This is a genomic window from Streptomyces javensis (genome assembly GCF_039525925.1).
In the GTDB taxonomy this organism is placed as follows: domain Bacteria; phylum Actinomycetota; class Actinomycetes; order Streptomycetales; family Streptomycetaceae; genus Streptomyces; species Streptomyces asiaticus.
In genome coordinates, this window is the sequence record NZ_BAAAIF010000049.1 from 1 (window position 1) to 23,559 (window position 23,559).

Below are 23,559 nucleotides of genomic sequence, written 5' to 3' on the forward strand. Positions count from 1 at the left end.
CGCCGGTGGGCGGGGCGCGGCCGACGAGCCGTCGGCGCCCCAAGCCCCGACGCGCCCGCGGCGCCCCGCGCCGCAGCGCCGCTCGTCCGACGCCCCCTGGCACCACGCGCGCCCCGCGCGTGAGCCGAAGGCACCGGAACCGGAAGCGGAGACCGAGGCGAGCGGAGACGGACGCGGCGCGAAACCCGACCCCGCGCCCGACACCCCGGCCACCCCGGACGCCGCGCCCGACGCCCCGGGCACCCCGGACGCCGCGCCCGACGCCCCGGGCACCCCGGACGCACCGGCCACCTCGGACCCCGTGCCCGGCACCTCGGGCACCCCGGACGCCGCACCCGGCGCCCCGGATGCACCGGCCACCCCGGACGCCGCGTCCGGCACCTCGGGCATGCCGGTCGTCCCGGATCCCGCACCGGACGCGCCCGACACCCCGGACGCCGCACCCGACGCCCCGGGCACCCCGGATGCACCGGCCACCCCGGACGCCGCACCCGGCACCCCCGGTACCCCGGGCGCGCCGGACGCCGACGCCCCCGACGCACCCGGCACCCCGGACACACCGGATACACCGGACACCCCGGACGAGGCCGCCCCCGGCCACGACACCGACGACCAGCCAGGAGGCACCGCGTGAACGACGTCCTCGACGTCGCGCTGCGACTGCTCGCCCTCCTGCTCGCCTTCCTCGTGCTGCCCCTGGTCGTGGGGCAGACCGAGCACAAGGTCATGGCCCATATGCAGGGCCGTCTCGGGCCGATGTACGCGGGCGGCTTCCACGGATGGGCCCAGCTGGTCGCGGACGGCGTGAAGTTCGCGCAGAAGGAAGACGTCGTACCGGCCGGAGCCGACCGGCGGGTCTTCCAGCTCGCGCCCGCCGTCGCCCTGCTGCCGTACCTCCTCGTCCTCGTCGCGATCCCGATCGGCCCCGCCGAGGGCGCGGTCGGCCAGGTCCTGGACGCGGGCATCTTCTTCGTGCTCGCCGTGATGGGCGTCGGGGTGCTCGGCTCGCTGATGGCGGGCTGGGCCTCGGCGAACAAGTTCTCCCTGCTCGGCGGCCTGCGCACGGCCGCCCAGCTCATGGCGTACGAGCTGCCGATGCTGCTCGCCGCCGCCTCCGTGGCGATGGCGGCGGGTACGGTCTCGCTGCCCGGCATCCTCGACGCGTTCGAGTGGTGGTGGGTGCCGTGGCAGATCGTCGGCGGGCTGGTGTTCTTCACCGCCGGTCTCGCCGAGCTCCAGCGCCCGCCGTTCGACGCGCCGATCGCCGACTCCGAGATCATCTTCGGTGCGTACACCGAGTACACGGGCCTGCGGTTCGCGCTCTTCCTGCTCGCCGAGTACGCGGGCATCGTCGTCCTGTGCGGGCTGACCACCGTCCTCTTCCTCGGTGGCTGGCACGGGCCGTCCGCCGACGGACTCGGCTGGCTGTGGACCCTGCTGAAGACGGCCGTCCTCGCCTTCATCGTGATCTGGCTGCGGGTCAGCTATCCGCGGCTGCGCGAGGACCAGCTCCAGCGGTTCGCCTGGACCTGCCTCATTCCGCTCTCACTGGCCCAGATCGCCCTCACCGGCGTCGTCAAGGTGGTGATCTCCTGATGGGCATCCCCGGATCCGGTCTGGCCAAGGGCCTGGCCGTCACCCTCCGCACGATGACCCGGAAGTCGCACACCGCGCAGTATCCGGACGCGCAGCCCGAGCTGCCGCCCCGCACCCGCGGGGTGATCGGGCTGTTCGAGGAGAACTGCACGGTGTGCATGCTGTGCGCCCGCGAATGCCCGGACTGGTGCATCTATATCGACTCGCACAAGGAGACCGTGCCCCCGGCCGCTCCGGGCGGGCGCGAGCGCAGCCGCAATGTGCTGGACCGGTTCGCGATCGACTTCGCGCTGTGCATGTACTGCGGTATCTGCATCGAGGTGTGCCCTTTCGACGCGCTGTTCTGGTCGCCGGAGTTCGAGTACGCGGAGGAGGACATCCGCGACCTCACCCATGAGCGGGACAAGCTCCGCGAGTGGATGTGGACGGTGCCCGCGCCGCCCGCGCTCGACCCGCGCGCGGAGGAGCCCAAGGAGATCGCCGCCGCCCGTAAGGCCGCCGACAAGCTCGCCGCCGCCGAGGCCGCAGAAGCCGCGGAGGCCGCACAGGCCGCCGAGGCCGCACAGGCCGAGGCCGAGCGCGGATCCGGCGGGACCGCCGGTAACGGCAACGGCAACGGCAACGGCAGCGGAAACGGGACCGAGAACGGAAACGGAGCCGCCTTGTGAGCCCTGCGGTCCACTTGGCCGCCACCGGCCACGGGTTCCTGTCGCCGACCGGAGTCGAGATCGCCTTCCTGCTGGTGGGCATCGCGACCTTCGGCGCGGCCGTCGTCACCGTCACCACCAAGCAGCTGGTGCACGCCGCCCTGTGGCTGGTGGTGGCGCTCGGCGGTCTCGCCGTGGAGTACCTCCTGCTCACGGCGGAGTTCATCGCCTGGGTGCAGGTGCTGATCTACGTCGGGTCCGTCGTCGTCCTCCTCCTCTTCGGGCTGATGCTCACCAGGGCCCCCATCGGCCGCTCCCCGGACGCCGATTCGGGCAACCGCCCGGCCGCGCTCGCGGTGGCCGTGGCCGCCGCGGGCGTTCTGGTGTGGGTGGTCGTGGACGCCTTCCGGACCACCTGGATCGAGCTGGACAAGGGCGTGCAGGGCTCCACCGCCGTCTCCGGCGAGAGCCTCTTCCGCCACTGGGTGCTGCCGTTCGAGGCGCTGTCCGTACTGCTCCTCGCCGCGCTCGTGGGCGCGATCGTCCTCTCCCGCAAGAGCGGTGCCGACAGCGGCGGCGCCGGAAGCGGTGGTGCCGACAGCGGCGGCGCCGACAGTGGCCGGACCACCGGCCACGGCAAGGAGAAGCGCTGATGCACCTCGCCTACCCCGCCGTGCTCGCCGTCCTCCTCTTCTGCACCGGTCTGTACGGCGTCCTCGCCCGCCGCAACGCGATCCTGGTGCTGATGTCGGTCGAGCTGATGCTCAACGCCGTCAACCTCAACCTCGTCGCCTTCGACGTCTGGCTCCGCGACACCCTGCACGCGGGCCAGGCGCTGACCCTCTTCACCATCGCCATCGCCGCCGCCGAGATCGGCATCGGCCTCGCCATCGTCCTGCTCGTGTATCGCAACAGCGGCACCTCCGACGTCGATCGGCTGCGGGACCTGGCCGACCCCCCGTCAGCCGGCCAGGACCCGATGGACGACAGCATGGCAGCCCCCACTGACAACGCCGCCGACCAGGCACGACGCGCCCGGAGGCAGACCGCGTGACGACCACGACCGCCGCCGCTCTCGTCCCCCTCCTGCCGTTCCTCGGCGCCGTCGCCGGGCTCCTGCTGGGCCGCCGCGCCCCCGGTTTCGTCCGCCCCCTCGCGGTGCTGCCGACCCTCGCCGCGGCCGGGCTCGCCGTGCTCGTGGCCGTGCGGCAGGGCGGCGGAGCGGGCGGTGGCACGGCCCCGCTCACCGCCGCGACCCGGCTCGCCGACACCGGCTCGGTCCCCGTCGACCTGGCCCTCCAGATCGACGGCTTCGCCGCCCTGGTCGCGGTCCTCGTCGCCGTCGTCGCCTGCTGTGTGCAGATCTACTCGACCGGCTATCTGCGCGACGACCCCCGCTACCCCTCCTACGCCGCGCTCGTCTCCCTCTTCACCGCCGCGATGCTGCTCGTCGTCTACTCCGACGACCTGATCGTGCTGCTCGTCGGCTGGGAGATCATGGGCATCTGCTCGTACTTCCTGGTGGGCCACTACTGGGAGACCGCGGCCGCGCGCTCCGCGTCCCTGAAGGCGTTCCTGGTCACCAAGCTCGGCGACGTTCCGTTCCTGATCGGCATCTTCGCGCTCGCGGGCGACACCGGCACGTTCCGCGTCAGCGAGATCCACACCCGGCTGACCTCCGAGACCGCCGGGGTGCCGCTGGACCACCCCACCCTGATCGCGCTGCTGCTGCTCGCCGGGGTGGCGGGGAAGTCCGCGCAGTTCCCGCTGCACACCTGGCTGCCGGACGCGATGGCCGGTCCCACCCCGGTCTCCGCGCTGATCCACGCGGCCACCATGGTCGCCGCCGGTGTCTATGTGGTGGCCCGGCTGCTGCCCGTCTTCGCCTCCTCCGCCGCCGCGCTCGCCGTACTGGCCGCCATGGCGGCCGTGACGATGGTCGGCTCGGCGCTCGCCGCGCTCGCCCAGGACGACATCAAACGCGTCCTCGCCTACTCGACCGTCGGCCAACTCGGCTATATGACGGGCGCCCTGGCCGTCGACGACCGCGGCGCCGCCGTCTTCCACCTCATCACCCACGGCGCGTTCAAGGCGCTGCTGTTCCTCGGCGCGGGCGTGGTGATCCACGCCGCGGGCAGCAACTCCCTGGCCGCCATGTCCCGGATGAGCGGTCTCGCCCAGCGCATCCCCGACGCCTTCTGGACGATGACGGTCGCGCTGCTCGCGCTCGCCGCCATCCCGCCCTTCGCGGGCTTCTTCTCCAAGGAGGCCGTCCTCGGCGCGGCCGAGCACGCCGCCACCGGCCACACCTCCGGCGTCCCGGCGGGCGTCGGCTGGACCGTGCTCCTCGCCGGGCTGCTCACCGCGCTCCTCACCGCCGGATACGCGGCCCGGCTGTGGCTGCTCGCCTTCCGCGGCCGGGGCGAGCCCGTCCCCGACCACGGCAAGCAGCCCGTGGCCATGAACGTCGTCCTGTGGGTGCTGTTCGTCCCCACGGCCGCCCTCGGCCTCGCCTACGGCAGGCTGCCCGACTGGTTCGACGGCGAGTCCCTCACCCCGACCCTCACCACGTCCGTCCTCGGCACCGGGCTGGCCCTCGGCGGTGCCCTCGTCATGTACGGCGCCTGGCGGCACAGCTCGGCGCGGGCCCGCCGGGTCCCGATCGGCGCGGTGGCCGCCCACCCCGAGGCCGCCGACGCCGTCTCCGAGGCCGAGGCCATCGCCACCCACGAGGCGGCCTACGGCTCCATCGCGGGCGCCAACGACCCCGCCGACCCCGGGCGGCTGCTCCTGGGCCCGCTGCACCGCCACGCGGCCGTCGGCTTCCACCTCGACGCCGTCTACGGCGCCCTGTTCGTCCGGCCCGTGCGGGCCGCCGCCCGGCTCGTCCGCTTCCTCGACCGCGAGGTCGTCGAGACGTACGTACGCGGCGCGGGCGGTGTGCCCCGGCTGCTCGGCGCGGCCGTACGGCGTGCCCAGACCGGCAATGCGCAGACCTACCTCGGCGCGCTGCTCGCGGGCTCCCTCGTCCTGGCCGTGGCCGCCGTCCTCGTCGCAGCGGGAGCCTGACCCGTGAACCACACCGTCCTGCAATACCTCCTCGCGGCCGTCGTCGTGCTCCCCCTGCTCGGCTCCGTCGCCGCCCTGCTCCCGGCCCCGCCCGGACTGCGCGGCAGCGGCCCCGACCAGGCCGTCATGCGCCACGGCGTGACCGTCACCGGCGTGGTACTCGCCGCCGCCATCGCCCTGGCCGCCGGTTTCGACCACGACCACCCGGCCAGGATGCAGGCCCAGACCGACATCGGCTGGATCCCGGCCCTGGACATCCGCATCCACCTCGGCGTGGACGGCGTCTCGCTGCCGCTGCTCGTGCTGACCGCGCTGCTGACCTTCCTCAGCGCGCTCTACGCCTACTTCAACCGGCCCTCAGGGCCGTCCCCCAAAGCCTTCGTCGCGCTGCTGCTCCTCCTGGAGTCCGGCACCCTGGCCAGCTTCGCGGTGCTGGACCTGATGCTGTTCTTCCTGGCGTTCGAGATGGTCCTCATCCCGATGTACTTCCTCATCAACCGGTGGGGAGGCGCCGAACGGGAACGCGCCGCCTGGCGGTTCATCCTCTACACGCTGCTCGGCTCCGTGGTCATGCTGCTCGGCCTCCTCCTCGTCGGGCTCAAGGGCGGCACCTTCGACATGGTGGCACTCGCCACTGACAACGGTGGCAAGCTCAGCCACACCACCCAGCTCATCGCGGCCCTCGCCATCATCGCCGGACTCGCCGTCAAGGCCCCGATGTGGCCGCTGCACAGCTGGCTGCCCGACGCCCACACCGCCGCCCCCACCGTCGGCTCGGTGCTGCTGGCGGGCGTGCTGCTCAAGATGGGCACGTACGGCCTCGTCCGCATCGTGCTGCCGATGACCCCCGACGCGGCCCACACCTACGCGCCCTACCTCGCCGCGTTCGCCGTCGTCGGCATCATCTACGGATCCCTCGCCTGCCTCGCCCTCTCCCGCACCGGCGCCAAGGGCGACCTCAAGCGGCTGATCGCGTACTCCTCCGTCGGCCACATGGGCTTCGTGCTGCTGGGCATCGCGACCCTCACCCCCACCGGGGTGAACGGCGCGCTCTTCGCCAACATCGCCCACGGCCTGATCACCGGACTGCTCTTCTTCCTGGTCGGCGCCCTCAAGGACCGCTCCGGCACCACCGACCTCGACCAGCTCTCGGGCACCAGCGGCGCCGCCCTCTACGGCAGGGCGCCGCGCCTCGGCGGGCTGCTCGCCTTCGGCGCGGTGGCCTCCCTGGGGCTGCCCGGACTCGCCGGGTTCTGGGGCGAGATGCTCGCCATGTTCGGCGCCTTCGACCCGGCCGACGGGCTCAGCCGCCCGGCGTATCTCACCTATATGGCGCTCGCCGCCTTCGGCACCCTGCTCACCGCCGCCTACATGCTGATCGTCGTACGGCGCGTCTGCATGGGCGACCATCCGATCGAGCCCGGCACCGGGACCGAGGCCGAGCGGCCCGCCCTGGCCGACGTCCACGGCCATGAATTCGCCGCCTGGAGCCCCCTGGTGGCCCTCACCGTCCTCGCCGGACTGTGGCCCGCGGCCCTCCTCGGCCTCACCGACCCGGCCGTGCAGCAGCTCCTCGCGGGAGGCACCCGATGACTCCGAACGCCTCGAGCCTCGCCACGAGCCTCGTCCAGTCCGTCGACTGGCTCGCCGTCGCACCGCCCACCATCGCGGCCCTGGCCGGCCTCGCCGTCCTCGTCGCGGACCTCTTCCTGCCCGAGCACAGGAAGCACCTGCTGGGCTGGGGAGCGATAGCGGGACTGGCCCTGGCCGCGCTCGCCCTGCTGCCGCTGCTGGACGGCGACCGCTCCACCTTCTGCCTGACCACCGGCGCCCACGTGTGCGGCTACACGGCCGACACCTTCGCGCTCGTCATCCAGTTCCTGGTGCTCGGCGGGGCGCTGCTCACCGCGCTGCTGTCCTTCAGCTCCCTCGACGATCTCAAACTCCCCGCAGGCGAGTTCTGGTTCCTGTTGCTGTCCTCCGCCGCCGGGGCCGCCCTGCTGCCCGCCTCCCGCGATCTGGCCACCCTGGTCATCGCGCTCGAGGTGGCCTCGCTCCCGGCCTTCGCCCTCGTGGGCCTGCGCCGCGGCGACCGCCTCTCCTCCGAGGCCGCGCTGAAGTTCTTCCTCTCCTCGGTCACCGCGACCGCCGTGATGCTGCTCGGCGTCAGCTTCGTCTACGCCGCCACCGGCAGCCTCCACCTGTCCCGGATCGCCGACGCCCTCACCCATGTCGACCCTCGGCTGGACACGCTCGCCCAGGCGGGCGTCGTGCTCACCCTGGTGGGCTTCGCCTTCAAGACCGCCGCCGTGCCCTTCCACTTCTGGGTGCCCGACACCTATGTGGGCGCGCCGGTGCCCGTCGCCGCGTATCTGTCCGTCGTCGGTAAGGCGGTCGGGTTCTCCGGCCTCATCCTGGTGACCGTCCTCGCCTTCCCCTCCTACGCCGATGTGTGGGGCCCGGCCGTCGCCGTCCTGGCCGCCCTCACCATGACCGCGGGGAACGCCGCGGCGCTGCGCCAGCGCCCGGAGCGCTCCTTCAGCGCCGTACGGCTGCTCGCCTGGTCCTCCGTCGCCCAGGCGGGCTATCTGCTGGTCCCGATCGCCGCGGCCGGCTACGCCGACTCCGGCGAGGAGGCCTCCCGCGCCATCGGCTCCACGGTCGCGTACGCCCTGATGTACGCGGTCGTGAACCTCGGCGCGTTCGCCGTGGCCGCCCTGGTGGCCCGTACGAGCCCGGCCAACCGGCTCACCGACTACCGCGGTCTGTACGCGGCCCGTCCGGCCGCCGCCCTGGCCCTGGGCTTCTTCCTGCTGTGCCTGGCCGGGCTGCCCCCGGGCGTCATCGGCCTCTTCGCCAAGGTGACCGTCTTCTCGGCGGCGGTGGACGCGGGTCTGGGCTGGCTCGCGGTGGTGATGGCGTTGAACGTGGTGGTGGCGCTGTACTACTACCTCCAGTGGACGGCGGTGCTCTTCCGCGCCCCGGAGCCCGCCGCGGAGACGGAGCCCGTGCCCGCCGCCGGGGCGGCCGTCGCCCGCCCCCGAGCCGTCCCCCTTACGGTCGCCATCGCCCTCACCGCAGCTGCCGGAATCGCCCTCTCCGGAGCCCCGCAACTCGTCCTCCGGTTCGCCTCGAGCACCCTGCTGTAAGCACCCCCGCGGGCCGCGCGGGTCCGCGCCCATGTGCACAAGGGAACTGGTGCCCTTCGCCTGGCGTTGACTTTTTCAGGAGGGTCCACTGGAAGGTGGAGACACCAGGCAAAGGGTTCCCCTGCGGCACATCGGGAGGGCACACCGTGCACCGCCGGCACAACGGGCTGAAGACCGCCGTACTCCTCGGTGGTCTGTCCGCGCTCATCATCGTCATCGGCAGCCTCTTCGGCCGTACCGGACTGATCATCGCGGTGATCGTCGCACTCGGGACCAACGCGTACGCCTACTGGAACAGTGACAAGCTGGCCCTGCGCGCGATGCGCGCCCGCCCCGTCAGCGAGTTCGAGGCACCGGGGCTGTACCGGATGGTGCGCGAGCTCTCCACGGCCGCGCGGCAGCCGATGCCCCGGCTCTACATCTCCCCGACCGAGGCCCCCAACGCCTTCGCCACCGGCCGCAACCCCCGTAACGCGGCGGTCTGCTGCACCGACGGCATCCTGCGGCTGCTGGACGAGCGCGAGCTGCGCGGGGTCATCGGCCATGAGCTCAGCCATGTCTACAACCGCGACATCCTGATCTCCTCGATCGCGGGCGCGCTCGCCAGCGTCGTGATGTTCCTGGTGAACTTCGCCTGGCTGATCCCCATGGGCCGGTCCGACGACGACGAGGGCCCCGGCTTCCTCGGGATGCTGCTGATCATGATCCTCGGTCCGCTCGCGGCCTCCATCATCCAGCTCGCCGTGAGCCGCTCCCGCGAGTACGAGGCGGACGCCTCCGGCGCCCAGCTCACCGGCGACCCCCTGGCCCTCGCCAGCGCCCTGCGCAAGCTGGAAGCGGGCACCAAGCAGCTTCCGCTGCCGCCCGAGCCCCGTCTGGAGACGGCCAGCCATCTGATGATCGCCAACCCTTTCCGCGCCGGTGAGGGCATGGCCAAGCTCTTCTCCACACACCCGCCCATGCGGGAGCGCATCACCCGCCTCGAACAGATGGCAGGAGGCCGCCGACCGTGAAAACGCTCCTGAACCTGATCTGGCTGATCTTCTCCGGCATCTGGATGGCGATCCTCTATCTCCTCGCCGGGCTCCTGCTCTGCGTCACCATCATCGGCATCCCCTTCGGGATCGCCGCCTGGCGCATCGCCGGGTTCGCCCTGTGGCCCTTCGGCCGCACCGCCGTCCCCCGCCGCGACGCCGGAGCCCCCTCCTGCGTCGGCAATGTCCTCTGGCTCGTCCTCGCGGGCTGGTGGCTGGCGCTCGGCCACCTCGTCACCGGCGTGGTGCTCTGCGTCACGATCATCGGCATCCCCCTGGGCCTGGCCAACTTCAAGCTCATCCCGATCTCGCTGGCCCCCCTCGGCCACGAAATCGTCCCCACCGATCAGCCCTTCGCCCACCGCTGACCGGCGACGCCGAGAACGCCAGGGGCGGCACGGCCATTGCCGCACCGCCCCTGCCGCACCGGTCCGGGCCCCGCCTACCGGTAGTTCACGAACTGCACCGCGAAGTCGAGGTCCTTGCCCTTGATCAGGGCGATCACGGCCTGAAGGTCATCCCGGCTCTTCGAGGTCACCCGCAGCTCTTCGCCCTGCACCTGCGCCTTGACGCCCTTGGGGCCCTCGTCGCGGATGATCTTGGCGACCTTCTTCGCGTTCTCCTGTGAGATCCCCTCCTGCAACGAGGCGAAGATCTTGTACTCCTTGCCCGACGCCTGGGGCTCACCCGCGTCCAGGGCCTTCAGCGAGATCCCGCGCTTGACCAGCTTGGACTGGAAGACGTCGAGGATCGCCTTGACCCGCTCCTCGGAGTTGGCCCGCATCTCGATCCGCTCGCCCGACCACGCGATCGAGGCGCCGACGTTCTTGAAGTCATAACGCTGGGAGATCTCGCGGCTCGCCTGGTTCAGGGCGTTGTCGACCTCCTGCCGCTCGACCTTCGAGACGATGTCGAAACTGGAGTCGGCCATCTTGAGTTGGCTCCTCGTACGTAGATCCGTCAGTGGCACGGCCCAGCGGGCCGCTCCGGCCAGCCTAGCGATCTCGGCCATGATCGAGAGGCGATCAACCGGGTGGCGAAGCACCCCCGCACATCAGGTATTGTTTACGTCGTTGCCAGGGAGCAGCGCCGCGAGAGCGGGGCACCTGGCCACATCCCAGGCGGTGTGCCCGAGTGGCCAATGGGAGCGGACTGTAAATCCGTCGGCTTAGCCTACCCAGGTTCGAATCCTGGCGCCGCCACACCTGGGAAACGGCCCCCGAGCTGCGAAAACGCAGTCGGGGGCCGTTTTCGTTCGGGGGATGGACGGGTCGGCGGCGCGTGGGTCAGGCGCGGGCCAGGGCCGCCTCCAGGGCCTGCTGGATGTTCTCGGAGAGCCGGCCGGAGTACGGCCACTGGACGATCTCTTCGGCGATCAGGCGCAACTTGGTGTTGGTGTTCTGGGACACCGTCCTGAGGACGTCCCAGCCCTGCCCCGGAGGCAGGCGGCCGTGGGTGATGACCACACCGATCGCCTGGTCGATGACGGCGTGGGAGTCCACTGCCTGCCGCAGCTGCCCGACTTCCTCCTCCAAGATGGCGATCTTCTTGAGCAGGTCATCCCTCTCGATCGCCACGTACTGCCTTTCGATCGGGAAGTGGGGCGCGGCGTCAATGGGCAATGCCGCAGCTGTCCACTCTCCAGAAGCGGGCCGGTCCGTGGCGATCCGGCAAACGCACGTTCGGGCGCCTCGCGGGACAGAAAACGAAGGCGGGGGCGGAGCCCGGTGGGTCAGCTGCGCAGCGTGGCGCTCGGGGAGGTGCGGTAGGTCTCGCGGTACAGGGCGGCGAAGCGGGCCGGGTGGAAGAAGCCCCAGCGGGTGGCGATGTCCGTCACCGTGGCGGTCTCGGGGGCGGCGGTCGCCAGGTCGTGGTGGGCGTGTGCCAGGCGTACCCGGCGTACGTATGCCATCGGCGTGGTGTCGAGGTGTCTGCGGAACGCGTACTGGAGGGCGCGGATGCTGACATGCGCGGCGGCCGCGATGTCGGCGACGGTAAGGGGCTCATCGGCGTGGTCGTCGATATGGCTGAGCGCGCGCTGGAGCGTGCCGGGGTGGGCGTCGTTGCGGTCGGACGCGGTGGGGTCGGTGAGCGCGGTGTTGGGGAAGGCCGTCAGTACGCTGCCCGCCAGGAGCTGGCTGACGGTGGCCCTGATCAGCGGCTGGTCGGCGATGGCGGGGTCGGCCAGGGCGTGGTCGCGCACATAGGCGATGGTGCGCCGCAGATGCCCGGCGGCGGCCGCGGAGTGCGGCCGGTGCCCGGTCAGCCGGACCGGCTGCGGGGTGCGCTGCTCGACGGTGGCGGCGACCTGGCTCAGCAGGGCGGGGTCGAGCATGGTGATGTTGTAGCGGGCGTTGCGGACCCGCCCCGAGTAGGGAAGGTCCGGCGGGGCGAGGGACACCACGTCGCCGGGGCCGAAGGCATCCTCGACACCGGGGTAGACATGGTCCTCGATGGTGCCGGAGTGGACGACGCACAGGCAGATCCTGCCGAGCGGGCTGACGGCGTAGCTCATGTCGAAGTCGAGATCGAGCTCGTCCACGGTGATCGACTCGATGTTGTCGCGCCGGATCCGTGCCCGGTTCGCGCTCGGGGTGCTGCTGCCGATGCGCATTTTGGCGTAGGCCTTGCTGAGGAACTCCTCGGTTCTCTCCAGGTCGTCACTGTCGAAGACCAGCGTGCTCATGGCGACCTCGCCCTCCGGCGTCCAAGCGATATCGTCCTGGAACACACATTACGGGCTGCTGACGGTGCGTCTCCCACTGCTGCCGTGCCGGCGGCCACGCCGGAGGAATGGCCCCTGAGTCCCCGGAACGTGGTCAGGGGCCATTGGCGCGTGGGCAGGGCCGGGTACCGGCGCCGCGCTTAGGACGGCGTGCCGGTCCAGGTGAAGGTGGCGGAGGCCCGGGCGGGAAGCTGGTAGCTGAAGGACTGGCCGCCCCAGTTGACCTTCAGCGTCTGCTGGCCGCCGGTGTCGTTGTAGGCGATCAGCGCCTTGGAGCCGTCAGGGTTCTTCCAGGCCACGTTCGGGACGGTCGAGCTGGCGGTGGAGTCGATGCGGCGGGCGCCCGGCTTCACGAACTTCGTGAGGTGGCCCATCGTGTAGTACTCGACGGTGTAGTCGACCCGGCCGCTCTGGCCGTCGCCGTTGTGCACGGTGACCAGGCCGGTGCAGGTTCCGCAGCCGCCGTTGTGCGGACCCTTGTTCTGATCGACCGCGAGGCTCCACTTGATCCAGCTCTTGCCCCAGTTGCGGGTGTAGTCGATCAGGTTGTGCATGTCTTCCTGCTGCTGATTGGCGATCCAGGTGCCGCCGGAGTGCTCGGTGTCGAAGGCGTCCACGTTCGGGTACTGGTTGTGGACCGTCGTCTGCTGGCCGACGTCGCCGCCGTAGCCGTGCCAGGCGATGCCGCCGAAGTTGGGGTGGTTGCGGATGGCGGCGTCGTCCACGACGGGCGCGCCGTAGCCCGACCACTGGTCCCAGTTCCAGTCGAGGGCGAGCACCTTGGTCTTCAGGCCCGCGTTCGCCAGCTTGGGCAGCAGCTCACTCTTGGTGAAGTAGGTGAGCCCGGAGCCGTTCCACTGCATCGAGGGGTAGCCGGAACAGCAGGTGGGCTCGTTCTGCACGGTCACGTAGTCGATCGGCACCCCCCGGCTCTGGTACTCCTGGATGTACTTCACGAAGTAGTTCGCGTAGGTGCCGTAGTACTGGGCCTCCAGCCAGCCCTGGTTGAGCTGGTCGTTGTCCTTCATCCAGGCCGGGGCGGTCCACGGCGAGGCCATGACCTTCAGCGCCGGGTTGAGCTGCCTGGCCTGCTTCGTCAGCGGCAGGACGTCGGCCAGGTCGTGGTTGATGGAGAACCTGGCGAGGCCGGGGTCGGTCTGCCCGGCCGGCACATCGTCGAAGGTGTAACCGAAGCGGGCCAGGTCGGAGCCGCCGAGCGGGTTGCGCAGGAAGCTCACCCCGATGCCGTCCGTGGGCGAGAAGAGCTTGCGCATCACCTCGTCGCGGGTGTTCTGGCTCAGCGCGCCGCTGCTGTTGAACAGCCATGCGGCGGTGTCCGTGAACGACGCCCCGGCGCCCGAGAACTCCTGGTACGTCCTGGATTCATCGACGGTGACACCGCCACCCCCGCCCGAACCGAACCGGATGGGCGCCTGCTGCTCCAGGCCCTTCACGACGGTACGGCCGTCGGAGCCGGAGGTGGTGGTCAGATAGACGTTGACGGTCTCGCCGGCCCTGGCCGAGCCGGGGTGGGCCGCCTGGGCGCCCGCCGGTGCGGTCAGCCAGGGGCAGACGGCCACGGCGGCCGCCGCGAGGGCGCCCACGAGGGTGGAGCGCGGTGTGAGGCGTTTTGTCATGAGCCTGACAGATCTCATAACGGTCGATGCCTTCCTGTGCGGACAGGGGCGGCCGGTGCGGTCACGGCCGTGCGGAGGGAGGAGCGAGTCCGGTGGCCGGTGTGTTCACGGCCGTGTCGGACGGAGCGCCGGTGTGGTCACGGTGCTCGGTGACTGAATGATTCAAGGCCGGGCGAAGGACGTCAATCCTCGCGGCACGGCTTATTTCATCATGTGACTTAAGCCGTTTTGGAAAGTCCTCGGCGGCCGGGGTCCGGTTCCGGCGTCGCGCGCGGGGATCTGCCGCCGTACGGGCGGCCGTCCGTCGTGGCGCACCGTGGGCTCCGTGAGACCGCTCCTAGGGTGGTGATTCCCCCGTACCAGGACAGAGAGGGCGGATCGTGCTCAGGGGCTTCAAGAACTTCCTCATGCGCGGTGATGTCATCGTTGTCGCCGTCGGCCTGGTCACAGCGCTGGCGTTCTCGACGCTGATCAAGGCGTTCACCGACTCCGTGATCAACCCGATCATCGCCCGGCTCCAGGGCGGCAAATCGGTCGGCCTGGGCTGGCAGCTGGGCGCCCAGGGGAACACCTCGACCTACCTCAACATCGGGTCGTTCATCTCCGCCCTGATCTACTTCATCATCTTCATGGCGGTCATCTACTTCCTGATCGTCGTGCCGTACAAGTACACCCAGCGCCGCCGGGGCGCGGAGGTCTTCGGGGAGCCGGGCCCGCTCAAGACCTGCCCGGAATGCCTCGCCGAGGACATCCCCGAGGCGGCGCGCAAGTGTCGCTACTGCGGCTCGGACCAGCCGCGCACGAGCGAGCCGCCGCGCACGGCCTAGCCGCCGCGCACGGCCTGGTCGTCGCGCACGGCCTGGTCGCCGTCCCCGCCGGGCCTAGCCGCCCGCCCCCGGCTGCCGCCCCCGGTCGAGGTCCAGCTCCAGCATCCGGATCGCGTTGCCGCGGAGGATCTTGTACGTGGTCTCGGGGGAGAGGTCGGCCACATGTTCGGCGGCGATGCGGCGGGTGTGCGGCCAGGTGGAGTCGACGTGGGGGTAGTCGGTCTCGAAGGTGGCGTTGTCCACGCCGACCGTGTCCAGCGAGGCGACCCCGTGCTTGTCGCGGAAGAAGCAGCAGTAGATCTGCCGGTAGTAGTACGTGGACGGCGGCTCGGGGATGAGGCCGCGGACGCCGCCCCAGGCGCGGTGCTCCTCCCAGACGTCGTCCGCGCGCTCCAGGGCGTAGGGGATCCAGCCCATCTGGCCCTCGGCGTAGGCCAGCTTCAGGCGCGGGAAGGAGACCAGGACGCCGCTGAAGAGGAAGTCCATCATCGACGCCATGGCGTTGTTGAAGCTCAGCGCGGCCTGGACGGCCGGCGGGGCGTCGGGGGAGGCGGCGGGCATCTGGGAGGAGGAGCCGATGTGCATGCACACGACCGTCCCCGTGGCCTCGCACTCGGCGAAGAAGGGGTCCCAGTAGCCGCTGTGGATGCTGGGGAGTCCGAGGTAGGTGGGGATCTCGCTGAAGGTCACCGCGCGGACGCCGCGGGCCGCGTTGCGGCGGATTTCCCGCACGGCGAGGTCGACGTCCCACAGGGGGATCAGGCAGAGCGGGATGAGGCGGCCGCCGCTGTCGCCGCACCACTCCTCGACCATCCAGTCGTTGTACGCGCGGACGCACGCCAGCCCGACCTCCTTGTCCTTCGCCTCGGCGAAGGTCTGGCCGCAGAAGCGCGGGAAGGTCGGGAAGCACAGTGACGCCTCGACATGGTTGAGGTCCATGTCGGCGAGCCGGTCCTTGGGGTCCCAGCAGCCGCGGCGCATCTGCTCGCGGGTGATGCCGTCGAGGGTCATCTCGTCGCGCGAGAAGCCGACGGCGGCGATGATCCGCTTGTAGGGGAAGAGGTCGCCCTCGTAACTCCACCAGTCGGTGAGCTGGCCCTCCGGGTCGGTGGTGAACTTGTACTTGCCACCGATGTAGGCCAGTTCGCCGATCCCGGCCGTCAGGGGCTTGGGGCCGCGGTCCCGGTACTTGGCCGGGAGCCAGGTCTCGAAGAGGTGCGCGGGCTCGATCACATGGTCATCGACGCTGATGACCAGGGGCAGCTCGGTGGTGCCGTTCGTCTCGCCGGTCATCTCGCCATCTCTCCCCGGTCTCCTCGTGGTGGTCCTGTCCGTTCCCCTCGATCTGACGGTTCGTCAGATTTCGATGGCGGCAGAGTAGGGCGGATCGCTTTAACCAACAAGAGAAAGTCCCGTTTCCGCGTGTACGTCCAGGGCAGACGATGAGCGACAACTGGGGAGGAAACGGTGAACGCATCGTCGATCGCACGCGGATTGGGTTCGGCAACGCGCACACGGACCCCGCAGGAGGCGGGCACCCGGGCCATCGAGGCGGCGGCCCGCTGGGGGCTGGCCACCCGGGGCGTGCTCTATCTGCTCATCGGCGTCCTGGCGCTGCGCATCGCCTCGGGCGACCACGGCGAACAGGCCGACCGGGGCGGGGCGCTCCAGATCCTCGCCAAGCAGCCGTTCGGCGCGGCGCTGGTCTGGGCGGTCGGCATCGGGCTTGTCTGCATGGCGCTGTGGCGGCTCTCCGAGGCGGTCTTCGGGGCCGCGGGACCGGACGGGCGCGCGGCCCGGAAGCGGCTGGCGGGGGCGGCCCGTGCGGGCTTCTACGGCGTCGTCGCGTACTCGGTGCTCTCCTTCGCCACCGGCGAGCAGGGCAGCGGCTCCAGCGACCGGCAGTCGAAGGACGTGACGGCACGCGCGCTCGACCTGCCGTACGGCCGGTGGCTGGTCGCCGCCGCCGGTGCCGCGGTGGCCGTGGCGGGGATGTGGATCGCGGTACGGGGGATTCGGTGCGGCTTCCGCAAGCACCTCAAGGTGGGCGCGATGTCCCGGCGGGCGCGGCGGGCCGTGGAGGCGCTCGGGATCTGCGGCGGGGTGGCCCGCGGGGCGGTGTTCGCGGTGGCGGGCGGCTTCGCGCTCACGGCCGCGGTGCGCTACGACCCGGGCAAGGTGAAGGGCATCGACGACACGCTGCGGACCTTCGCCGGGACGGCGGCGGGACCCTGGCTGCTGATGGCGGTGGCGCTGGGGCTGGCGCTCTTCGGGGTGTTCTCGTTCGCGCTGGCGCGGTGGCGCAGGGTCTGAGCGACGACCCGGGCCGGGCGGTCCCGGGCCGGGCCGCTGCCGCCTGACGCCGGGTCGGGCCAGGCCCCCGGCGCCTCCCACGAATACGCCCCCGCCTCGCACGGATGTGCACCGAAAGGCGGTCTTCCCGAGGGCCCCCGGCGCCGGGACGATCGGACGATGCCGACCATGAAGCCACGCGTCCGTCTCGCCGCCGTCGGAGCGGCCTTCGCGCTCGCCGCCGCCACCCCCGTCGCCGCGTACGCCGCGCTGGACGACCCGCCCGCCGCGGCGGCCTCCGGCGCCGTGGGCCGGGGCAAGCCGTACGTCGAGACCCGGCTCTTCTTCGGCACCGAGCGCCCCGACGGCGGGCCGCCCGTCACCGAGAAGCAGTTCCTGGCCTTCGTGGACCGGCGGATCACCCCGCGCTTCCCCTCCGGCCTGACGATCCACGACGCCCGGGGGCAGTGGCGGGACCAGAACGGGACGATCGAGCGGGAACGCTCGTACGAGGTGGTCCTGCTCTACCCGGCGTCCGAGGCGGGAACCCAGGACCCGCGGATCGAACGGATCCGGACGGCCTACGAACGCCAGTACGCCCAGGAGTCCGTGGCCCGGGCCGACGCCCCGGCCCGGGTGGACTTCTGAGGGCCGGGCCGGGCCGACCCGGCCCTCATCCCCGCTCGGCGACCGCCGCCACCGCGTCCGCCACCGGCGTGTCGCCGTTGATCAGCTCCAGCGTGCGGCCCGCCGTACGGGGCTCGTCCAGCAGGGCGACCAGGACCGCCGCCACATCGTCGCGGGTGATCTCGGCGCGGCCCGTGTGTTCGGCCAGCTTCACCCGGCCCGTGCCCGGGTCGTTCGTCAGCCGGCCCGGGCGCAGCACCGTCCAGTCGAGGCCGTCCCGGGCGCGGATGTCGTCGTCCGCCGCGGCCTTGGCGCGCAGATAGGCGGCGAAGACCGGGTCGGTGTCCGGCGGTGGCTCGTGGGACGCGCCCATCGAGGAGATGATCAGGAACCGCCGGGCCCCGGCCCGTTCGGCCGCGTCCGCGAAGAGCACCGCGGACCGGTGGTCGACGGTCTCCTTACGGGCGGCACCGCTGCCGGGGCCCGCGCCGGCCGCGAAGACCGCCGCGTCCGCGTTCTCCAGGTGTTTGACCACGTCCTCCAGCGAGGCCGACTCGAGGTCGCAGACGACCGGTTCGGTGCCCGACGCCAGGAGGTCGCCCGCCTGCTCCGGCTTGCGGACGATGCCCGCCACTTCGTCTCCGCGCGCGGTGAGCAGCCGCTCCAGCCGCAGCGCGATCTGTCCATGTCCACCAGCGATGACAATGCGCATGATCCCGACCGTACGCCGTGCGGCCTACTGTTGCTCGCCGCCGCTCTGCGGCCGTGCCTGCCGGGGCAGATCCAGCGCCGCCGCGGCCGCCGAGTCGCAGTACTCCCGCACCGCGCTGGTACGGGCCACCACCCGCCCCCGGTGCACCACGACCCTGCTGTACGCGAGCGAGAGCACCCCCGCGAGGCCGTCCCCGCGCACCGCGAGCAGCTCCGCCGGGAACCCGGCCTCCACCCGCACCTCGGCGAGCCCCATCGCGGCCCGCGCCCGCGCGCACACCGCCTCGTACGCCTCCTCGGGGCGCAACTCGCCCCGGGACGCCAGCAGAAAGGCGGCCTCCAGGGGATCGCCGCGGCCCACGGGGTTCACCGCGTCCCGCAGCGCCCCGCTGCCCGCGGCCACCCGGACGCCCGCGGCGCGCAGCAGCCGCACCGGCGCGCAGGCACGGGCGCGCGCTCCCCGCATGCCCTGGTGCTCCAGCCCGGCGCAGTCGCCCTGGGGGAGGCAGACGACGGTCACCCCGGCCGCCGCCAGCCGCTCGGCGATCCTCCCCGCCGTCTCCGCGGGCAGCCGCGACAGCCCGCCGCAGGGGCCGATCGTGACGCCCGGCCGCAGGCCCCCGGCCATCGCCGCGAGCCGGGCGAGGCGGGCCGGGTCGTCACCGTCCGTGTGCAGATCGACGGCGCAGCCATGGCGCACGGCGAGGTCGAGGACGGCCTCGGCGTGGCCGGTCGGATCCGGGTCGAGGTCGGGGCAGCCGCCGATGACCGACGCGCCCATCCCCACCGCGTCCCGCAGCATCGCCAGACCCTCCGCCCCCGCGGTGCCGGTCAGCACCCGGGGCACCGCCACCGCGCTCAGCTCCGTGAGCCCGCGCAGCGTCCGGCCGGCCTCCAGGACCGCCTCCAGGGAACGCAGTCCGTGCACCCCGCCGACGCGGACATGGGTGCGCAGCGCCGTGGCGCCGTGGCCGAGCTCGAGCAGGGCGGCCTCGACGGTGCGGCGCTGGACATCCCCCGGGGCGTACGGGACCGGGCCCGCCATGTCGGCCGTAAGGGCGGTGTCGCAGTGGGCGTGGGGTTCGGCGGGGGCGGGCAGCAGCAGATAGCCGCCGAGGTCCAGCCGGGTGCCGGGGACGAGGCTGCCCGCCGTGCCGACGGCCTCGATCCGCCCGCCGCTGAGCCGGACGTCCACGGTGCGCCCGTCGGCGAGCCGGACGCCGCCGAGCACCAGAGCGGTGGGCTCACCGGGGGCCGCTCCGCCGTTCCTGGGTGGCTGTTGCGGCTGCTGCTGGCTCTCGGGCATCGCGCTCCTGGGTTCGCGCCGGGCACGCGACGGGTGACGCGCCGGGCACGCGCCGGATGCGTGCGCAGCCAAGATCACGCGGGTGCGAAGCGAAGCCTAGGACGAGGTGCGCGCGGCTTCGCGGAGGAGCCGAATAGTCGTACCGGTGTGGTGCATGAGTCCAGGGTGACGAGGGGCCGATACGGATTTCACCTTCGGCGGCCGACCGTGTAATGTCTTCATCGCTCGCCCCAATAGCTCAGTCGGCAGAGCGTCTCCATGGTAAGGAGAAGGTCTACGGTTCGATTCCGTATTGGGGCTCTGATGTGTGAGGCTTCCCGTTCCGCTACGCTGGTCGAGCGGGGAGTCACTCGCATCGCAGCGGTGTAGCTCAGTCGGTAGAGCAAGCGGCTCATAATCGCTGTGTCACCGGTTCAAGTCCGGTCACCGCTACTGACAGTAGCCGATTGCGGGGTCGGTCCTTCGATCGGCTACTCTTTCTGCGTTAATCCCCTAGCCCGTTCGTCAAGGAGCACTCACGTGGCTGCCACCGACGTCCGCCCGAAGATCACGCTGGCCTGCGTGGAGTGCAAGGAGCGGAACTACATCACCAAGAAGAACCGGCGCAACGACCCGGATCGTCTTGAGATCAAGAAGCACTGCCCGCGTTGCAACGCGCACACCGCGCACCGTGAGACGCGATAGCAATAAACTCTCATTCGAGGCCGCCCCCACTCGCGGGGGGCGGCCTCGTTTCGTTGGTAATTCAATCGCAGGAGGTGCGCGCCGATGGCGCTCGACCAGTCCTTCGTGGGGCGGACCTACCCGCCCACCGCCGCCTACGAGGTCGGCCGGGAGAAGATCCGGGAATTCGCCGAGTCCCTCGGTGACACCAATCCGGTCTACACCGACCCCGACGCGGCCCGGGACCTCGGCTACCCCGATGTGATCGCCCCGCCGACGTTCATCTTCACGATCACCTTCAAGGCGGCCGGGAAGCAGGTTGTCGAGGATCCGCAGCTGGGACTGGACTACAGCCGGGTGGTCCACGGCGACCAGCAGTTCCAGTACACCCGCCCGGTCCGCGCGGGGGACCGCCTGAAGGTCACCTCGATCATCGACTCGATCAAGTCGCTGGCCGGCAACGACATCCTGTCCGTCCGCGGCGAGGTCCACGACGAGGCGGGTGATCATGTAGCGACGTCGTTCACGACGCTGGTGGCCCGCGCCGCTGACGCAGAGGTGGAGGAGAGCAGATGACGGCCAAGATCTCGTATGACGCCGTGGAGGTCGGTACCGAGGTGCCGACGCGCGAGTTCCGGGTCAACCGCGCCGACCTCGTGCGCTACGCGGGCGCGTCGGGCGACTTCAACCCGATCCACTGGAACGAGAAGTTCGCCAGGGAGGTCGGCCTCCCCGACGTCATCGCGCACGGCGCCTACACCATGGCCGAGGCGGCCCGGGTGGTGACCGAGTGGGCCGGCGACCCCGGCGCCCTCGTCGAGTACGGCGTCCGCTTCACCCGACCGGTCGTGGTCCCCAACGACGACAAAGGCGCGGTCATCGAGATCGGCGCCAAGGTCACCGCCAAGCTGGACGACGAGGCCCGTACGGTGCGCCTCGACATCACGGCGACCAGCGCCGGCCAGAAGGTGCTGGGCCGGGCCCGCGCCGTGGTACGGCTCGGCTGAGCCCCCGACCGCGCCCGTTGCGGCCCCCGGACTCCCCACACCGGGGGCGGCCGCCTCGAGGAGCCCAGGGGGCGCCCCCGTACTCTTGAGCGCGTGCAGGAACTCCACGACGCCCCTCTCGCGCCCCTCACCACCTTCCGTCTCGGCGGCCCGGCCAACCGGCTGCTCACGGCCACGACCGACGACGAGGTCATCGCCGCGGTCCGCGCGGCCGACGCGGCCGGGACCCCGCTGCTGGTGATCGGCGGCGGCAGCAATCTGGTCATCGCCGACAAGGGCTTCGACGGCACCGCCCTGCACATCGCCACCAGCGGCTTCACACTCGACGGCACCCGCCTGGAGCTCGCCGCGGGCGAGAACTGGTCGGCCGCCGTGGCCCGTACGGTCGAAGCGGGGCTCGCGGGCATCGAATGCCTCGCCGGGATCCCCGGCTCCGCGGGCGCGACGCCCATACAGAACGTCGGCGCCTACGGCCAGGAGGTCTCCGCCACGATCACCGAGGTGATCGCCTACGACCGCCGCGCCGACGAGGTCGTCACGATCCCGAACGCCGACTGCGCCTTCTCCTACCGCCACAGCCGCTTCAAGGCCGACCCCGACCGCCATGTGGTGCTCCGGGTCCGCTTCGAGCTGGAGGACGCGGGCGGGCTCTCCGCGCCCGTCCGGTACGCCGAGACCGCGCGGGTGCTCGGCGTCGAGGTGGGGGACCGGGTACCGGCCGCCGTCGCCCGCGAGACGGTCCTGGGGCTGCGCGCGGGCAAGGGCATGGTGCTCGACCCCGGAGACCACGACACCTGGTCCGCGGGGTCGTTCTTCACCAACCCGGTGCTCGACCAGGACGCCCACGCCGCCTTCCTGGCCCGGGTCGCCGAACGGCTGGGCCCGGACACCGCGCCGCCCGCCTTCCCGGCGGGCGACGGCCTGATCAAGACCTCCGCGGCCTGGCTGATCGACCGGGCGGGCTTCACCAAGGGCTACGGCACCGGCCCGGCCCGGATCTCCACCAAGCACACGCTCGCCCTCACCAACCGGGGCGAGGCCACGACCGAGGACCTGCTGGCGCTGGCCCGCGAGGTGGTGGCCGGGGTCGAGGAGGCGTTCGGGATCCGGCTGGTCAACGAGCCGGTGACGGTCGGCGTGAGTATCTGAGACTCACAAGCACAGTGTCACGTGACGCTGTGCTCAGCCCGCCAGCCAGCCGTCGATGTCCGCCAGCATCCGCGTCCGGACGTCCTCCGGCGCGGCCGAGCCGCGCACCGACTGACGTGCCAGCTCGGCCAGTTCGGCGTCCGTGAAGCCGTGGTGCTCGCGCACCAGCTCGTACTGCGCCGCCAGCCGCGAGCCGAACAGCAGTGGGTCGTCCGCCCCGAGCGCCATCGGCACCCCCGCGTCGTACAGCGTGCGCAGCGGGACGTCCTCCGGCTTCTCGTAGACCCCGAGCGCCACGTTCGACGACGGGCACACCTCGCAGGTCACCTCGCGCTCGGCGAGCCGGGCGAGCAGCCGCGGGTCCTCCGCCGCGCGCACCCCGTGGCCGACCCGGGCCGCGCCGAGGTCGTCCAGGCAGTCCCGCACGCTGCCGGGGCCCGACAGCTCGCCGCCGTGCGGCGCCGCCAGCAGCCCGCCCTCCCGGGCGATGGCGAAGGCCCGGTCGAAGTCGCGGGCGAATCCGCGCCGTTCGTCGTTGGAGAGGCCGAAGCCGACCACGCCGCGGTCCGCGAAGCGCACCGCGAGCCGGGCCAGGGTGCGGGCCTCCAGCGGATGCTTCACGCGGTTGGCGGCGACCACCACCCTGATCCCGAGCCCGGTCGCCGCGGAGGCGCCCTCGACCGCGTCCAGGATGACCTCCATCGCGGGGGTCAGCCCGCCCAGGCGCGGGGCGTACGAGGTGGGGTCCACCTGGATCTCCAGCCACTGGGCCCCGTCCCGCACGTCCTCCTCGGCCGCCTCGCGCACCAGCCGCCGGATGTCGTCGGGCTCCCGCAGACAGGAGCGTGCGATGTCGTACAGCCGCTGGAAGCGGAACCAGCCGCGCTCATCGGTGGCGCGCAGCTTCGGCGGCTCACCGCCGCTCAGTGCCTCGGGGAGATGGACGCCGTACTTGTCGGCGAGTTCGAGGAGGGTTCCGGGGCGCATGGAGCCGGTGAAGTGAAGATGCAGATGCGCTTTGGGGAGCAGGAGTACATCGCGTGCCATCTCCAGATACTGCCGCACGTCCGGACCCGTCGGTACCGCTTTCCCCTAACGGGGCGGCGCACGCATGCGGAAC

The 23,559-nt window shown here is 71.7% G+C and carries 24 protein-coding genes, 3 tRNA genes and 1 pseudogene; 20 read left to right on the forward strand and 8 right to left on the reverse strand.

Going from position 1 to position 23,559, the window contains the following annotated elements:
• From ABD329_RS32900 to ABD329_RS32945, 10 genes and pseudogenes are all read left to right on the forward strand, one after another.
• Positions 1-634 (forward strand): annotated as a pseudogene (locus tag ABD329_RS32900) (hypothetical protein); the annotation flags it as partial.
• Positions 631-1,596 carry an NADH-quinone oxidoreductase subunit H gene (locus ABD329_RS32905; RefSeq protein ID WP_198278509.1) on the forward strand — a complete coding sequence of 322 codons (966 nt, stop codon included), beginning with the start codon at positions 631-633 and terminating at the stop codon, positions 1,594-1,596. The pseudogene ABD329_RS32900 and the gene ABD329_RS32905, both read left to right, overlap by 4 nt.
• On the forward strand, positions 1,596-2,264 hold the full coding sequence (locus tag ABD329_RS32910; protein ID WP_246618634.1) for a NuoI/complex I 23 kDa subunit family protein: 669 nt from the start codon (positions 1,596-1,598) through the stop codon (positions 2,262-2,264). The genes ABD329_RS32905 and ABD329_RS32910 overlap by 1 nt, the downstream gene beginning before the upstream one ends.
• The gene (locus ABD329_RS32915) at positions 2,261-2,896 is read left to right on the forward strand and encodes an NADH-quinone oxidoreductase subunit J family protein (RefSeq protein WP_198278508.1); all 636 of its coding nucleotides are present in this window, start codon (positions 2,261-2,263) and stop codon (positions 2,894-2,896) included. The genes ABD329_RS32910 and ABD329_RS32915 overlap by 4 nt, the downstream gene beginning before the upstream one ends.
• The gene (gene nuoK, locus ABD329_RS32920) at positions 2,896-3,297 is read left to right on the forward strand and encodes an NADH-quinone oxidoreductase subunit NuoK (protein ID WP_198278507.1); all 402 of its coding nucleotides are present in this window, start codon (positions 2,896-2,898) and stop codon (positions 3,295-3,297) included. Before ABD329_RS32915 ends, nuoK begins: the two co-directional genes overlap by 1 nt.
• Complete coding sequence (locus tag ABD329_RS32925; RefSeq protein WP_198278506.1) at positions 3,294-5,312, forward strand: NADH-quinone oxidoreductase subunit 5 family protein; 2,019 nt, start codon at positions 3,294-3,296, stop codon at positions 5,310-5,312. The genes nuoK and ABD329_RS32925 overlap by 4 nt, the downstream gene beginning before the upstream one ends.
• A gap of 3 nt (positions 5,313-5,315) precedes the next feature.
• Positions 5,316-6,905, forward strand: a complete 1,590-nt coding sequence (locus tag ABD329_RS32930) for a complex I subunit 4 family protein (protein ID WP_198278505.1) — start codon at positions 5,316-5,318, stop codon at positions 6,903-6,905.
• Positions 6,902-8,461 carry an NADH-quinone oxidoreductase subunit N gene (locus ABD329_RS32935; RefSeq protein ID WP_198278504.1) on the forward strand — a complete coding sequence of 520 codons (1,560 nt, stop codon included), beginning with the start codon at positions 6,902-6,904 and terminating at the stop codon, positions 8,459-8,461. Before ABD329_RS32930 ends, ABD329_RS32935 begins: the two co-directional genes overlap by 4 nt.
• 146 nt (positions 8,462-8,607) lie before the next feature.
• Complete coding sequence (gene htpX, locus ABD329_RS32940) at positions 8,608-9,474, forward strand: zinc metalloprotease HtpX (protein WP_198278503.1); 867 nt, start codon at positions 8,608-8,610, stop codon at positions 9,472-9,474.
• Positions 9,471-9,863 (forward strand): YccF domain-containing protein, encoded by a 393-nt coding sequence (locus ABD329_RS32945; protein ID WP_198278502.1) that lies wholly within the window; start codon positions 9,471-9,473, stop codon positions 9,861-9,863. The genes htpX and ABD329_RS32945 overlap by 4 nt, the downstream gene beginning before the upstream one ends.
• 74 nt (positions 9,864-9,937) lie before the next feature.
• Here the strand turns inward: ABD329_RS32945 and ABD329_RS32950 are convergent, their stop codons facing one another.
• Positions 9,938-10,426: a YajQ family cyclic di-GMP-binding protein gene (locus ABD329_RS32950; RefSeq protein ID WP_037963620.1), complete on the reverse strand. Its 489-nt coding sequence runs from the start codon at positions 10,424-10,426 to the stop codon at positions 9,938-9,940.
• 189 nt (positions 10,427-10,615) lie between these two features.
• Between ABD329_RS32950 and ABD329_RS32955 the strand changes: the two genes are divergently transcribed.
• A tRNA-Tyr gene (locus ABD329_RS32955) sits at positions 10,616-10,697 on the forward strand.
• Between the two features lie 84 nt (positions 10,698-10,781).
• On the opposite strand, the gene ABD329_RS32960 is transcribed toward ABD329_RS32955, so the two are convergent.
• The 3 genes from ABD329_RS32960 to ABD329_RS32970 form a co-directional block, all read right to left on the reverse strand.
• Positions 10,782-11,072: an ANTAR domain-containing protein gene (locus tag ABD329_RS32960; protein WP_309142785.1), complete on the reverse strand. Its 291-nt coding sequence runs from the start codon at positions 11,070-11,072 to the stop codon at positions 10,782-10,784.
• 155 nt (positions 11,073-11,227) lie between these two features.
• The gene (locus ABD329_RS32965) at positions 11,228-12,226 is read right to left on the reverse strand and encodes a helix-turn-helix transcriptional regulator (protein ID WP_309142784.1); all 999 of its coding nucleotides are present in this window, start codon (positions 12,224-12,226) and stop codon (positions 11,228-11,230) included.
• Between the two features lie 134 nt (positions 12,227-12,360).
• Positions 12,361-13,875, reverse strand: coding sequence for a glycoside hydrolase family 30 protein (locus tag ABD329_RS32970; RefSeq protein ID WP_198278501.1), 1,515 nt, complete (start codon positions 13,873-13,875; stop codon positions 12,361-12,363).
• 362 nt (positions 13,876-14,237) lie between these two features.
• Here ABD329_RS32970 and ABD329_RS32975 point away from each other — a divergent pair, with 362 nt between their 5' ends.
• Positions 14,238-14,684 carry an MscL family protein gene (locus ABD329_RS32975; RefSeq protein WP_198278500.1) on the forward strand — a complete coding sequence of 149 codons (447 nt, stop codon included), beginning with the start codon at positions 14,238-14,240 and terminating at the stop codon, positions 14,682-14,684.
• Positions 14,685-14,738: 54 nt separating this feature from the next.
• On the opposite strand, the gene ABD329_RS32980 is transcribed toward ABD329_RS32975, so the two are convergent.
• The gene (locus ABD329_RS32980; protein WP_344317325.1) at positions 14,739-15,977 is read right to left on the reverse strand and encodes an amidohydrolase family protein; all 1,239 of its coding nucleotides are present in this window, start codon (positions 15,975-15,977) and stop codon (positions 14,739-14,741) included.
• 174 nt (positions 15,978-16,151) lie between these two features.
• Between ABD329_RS32980 and ABD329_RS32985 the strand changes: the two genes are divergently transcribed.
• Positions 16,152-16,997 carry a DUF1206 domain-containing protein gene (locus ABD329_RS32985; protein ID WP_344317326.1) on the forward strand — a complete coding sequence of 282 codons (846 nt, stop codon included), beginning with the start codon at positions 16,152-16,154 and terminating at the stop codon, positions 16,995-16,997.
• 168 nt (positions 16,998-17,165) lie between these two features.
• The gene (locus ABD329_RS32990) at positions 17,166-17,624 is read left to right on the forward strand and encodes a DUF3574 domain-containing protein (RefSeq protein ID WP_344317327.1); all 459 of its coding nucleotides are present in this window, start codon (positions 17,166-17,168) and stop codon (positions 17,622-17,624) included.
• Between the two features lie 25 nt (positions 17,625-17,649).
• Here the strand turns inward: ABD329_RS32990 and ABD329_RS32995 are convergent, their stop codons facing one another.
• A complete protein-coding gene (locus ABD329_RS32995; RefSeq protein WP_344317328.1) occupies positions 17,650-18,315 on the reverse strand; it encodes an NAD(P)H-binding protein in 666 nt (221 codons plus the stop codon).
• A gap of 24 nt (positions 18,316-18,339) precedes the next feature.
• Positions 18,340-19,620, reverse strand: coding sequence for an amidohydrolase family protein (locus ABD329_RS33000; RefSeq protein WP_344317329.1), 1,281 nt, complete (start codon positions 19,618-19,620; stop codon positions 18,340-18,342).
• Positions 19,621-19,847: 227 nt separating this feature from the next.
• On the opposite strand from ABD329_RS33000, the gene ABD329_RS33005 reads away from it, so the two are divergent.
• From ABD329_RS33005 to ABD329_RS33030, 6 genes are all read left to right on the forward strand, one after another.
• A tRNA-Thr gene (locus tag ABD329_RS33005) sits at positions 19,848-19,920 on the forward strand.
• 59 nt (positions 19,921-19,979) lie between these two features.
• Positions 19,980-20,052 (forward strand) — tRNA-Met (locus ABD329_RS33010).
• An 87-nt stretch (positions 20,053-20,139) separates the two neighbouring features.
• A complete protein-coding gene (rpmG, locus tag ABD329_RS33015; protein WP_009715907.1) occupies positions 20,140-20,304 on the forward strand; it encodes a 50S ribosomal protein L33 in 165 nt (54 codons plus the stop codon).
• A gap of 84 nt (positions 20,305-20,388) precedes the next feature.
• Positions 20,389-20,859: an FAS1-like dehydratase domain-containing protein gene (locus tag ABD329_RS33020; protein WP_344317330.1), complete on the forward strand. Its 471-nt coding sequence runs from the start codon at positions 20,389-20,391 to the stop codon at positions 20,857-20,859.
• Complete coding sequence (locus ABD329_RS33025; RefSeq protein ID WP_344317331.1) at positions 20,856-21,290, forward strand: MaoC/PaaZ C-terminal domain-containing protein; 435 nt, start codon at positions 20,856-20,858, stop codon at positions 21,288-21,290. Before ABD329_RS33020 ends, ABD329_RS33025 begins: the two co-directional genes overlap by 4 nt.
• A 93-nt stretch (positions 21,291-21,383) precedes the next feature.
• Entirely contained in the window at positions 21,384-22,439 is a 1,056-nt protein-coding gene (locus ABD329_RS33030; protein WP_344317332.1) for a UDP-N-acetylmuramate dehydrogenase, read from the forward strand.
• A gap of 33 nt (positions 22,440-22,472) precedes the next feature.
• On the opposite strand, the gene ABD329_RS33035 is transcribed toward ABD329_RS33030, so the two are convergent.
• On the reverse strand, positions 22,473-23,492 hold the full coding sequence (locus ABD329_RS33035; protein ID WP_344317345.1) for an adenosine deaminase: 1,020 nt from the start codon (positions 23,490-23,492) through the stop codon (positions 22,473-22,475).
• Positions 23,493-23,559: the final 67 nt, after the last annotated feature.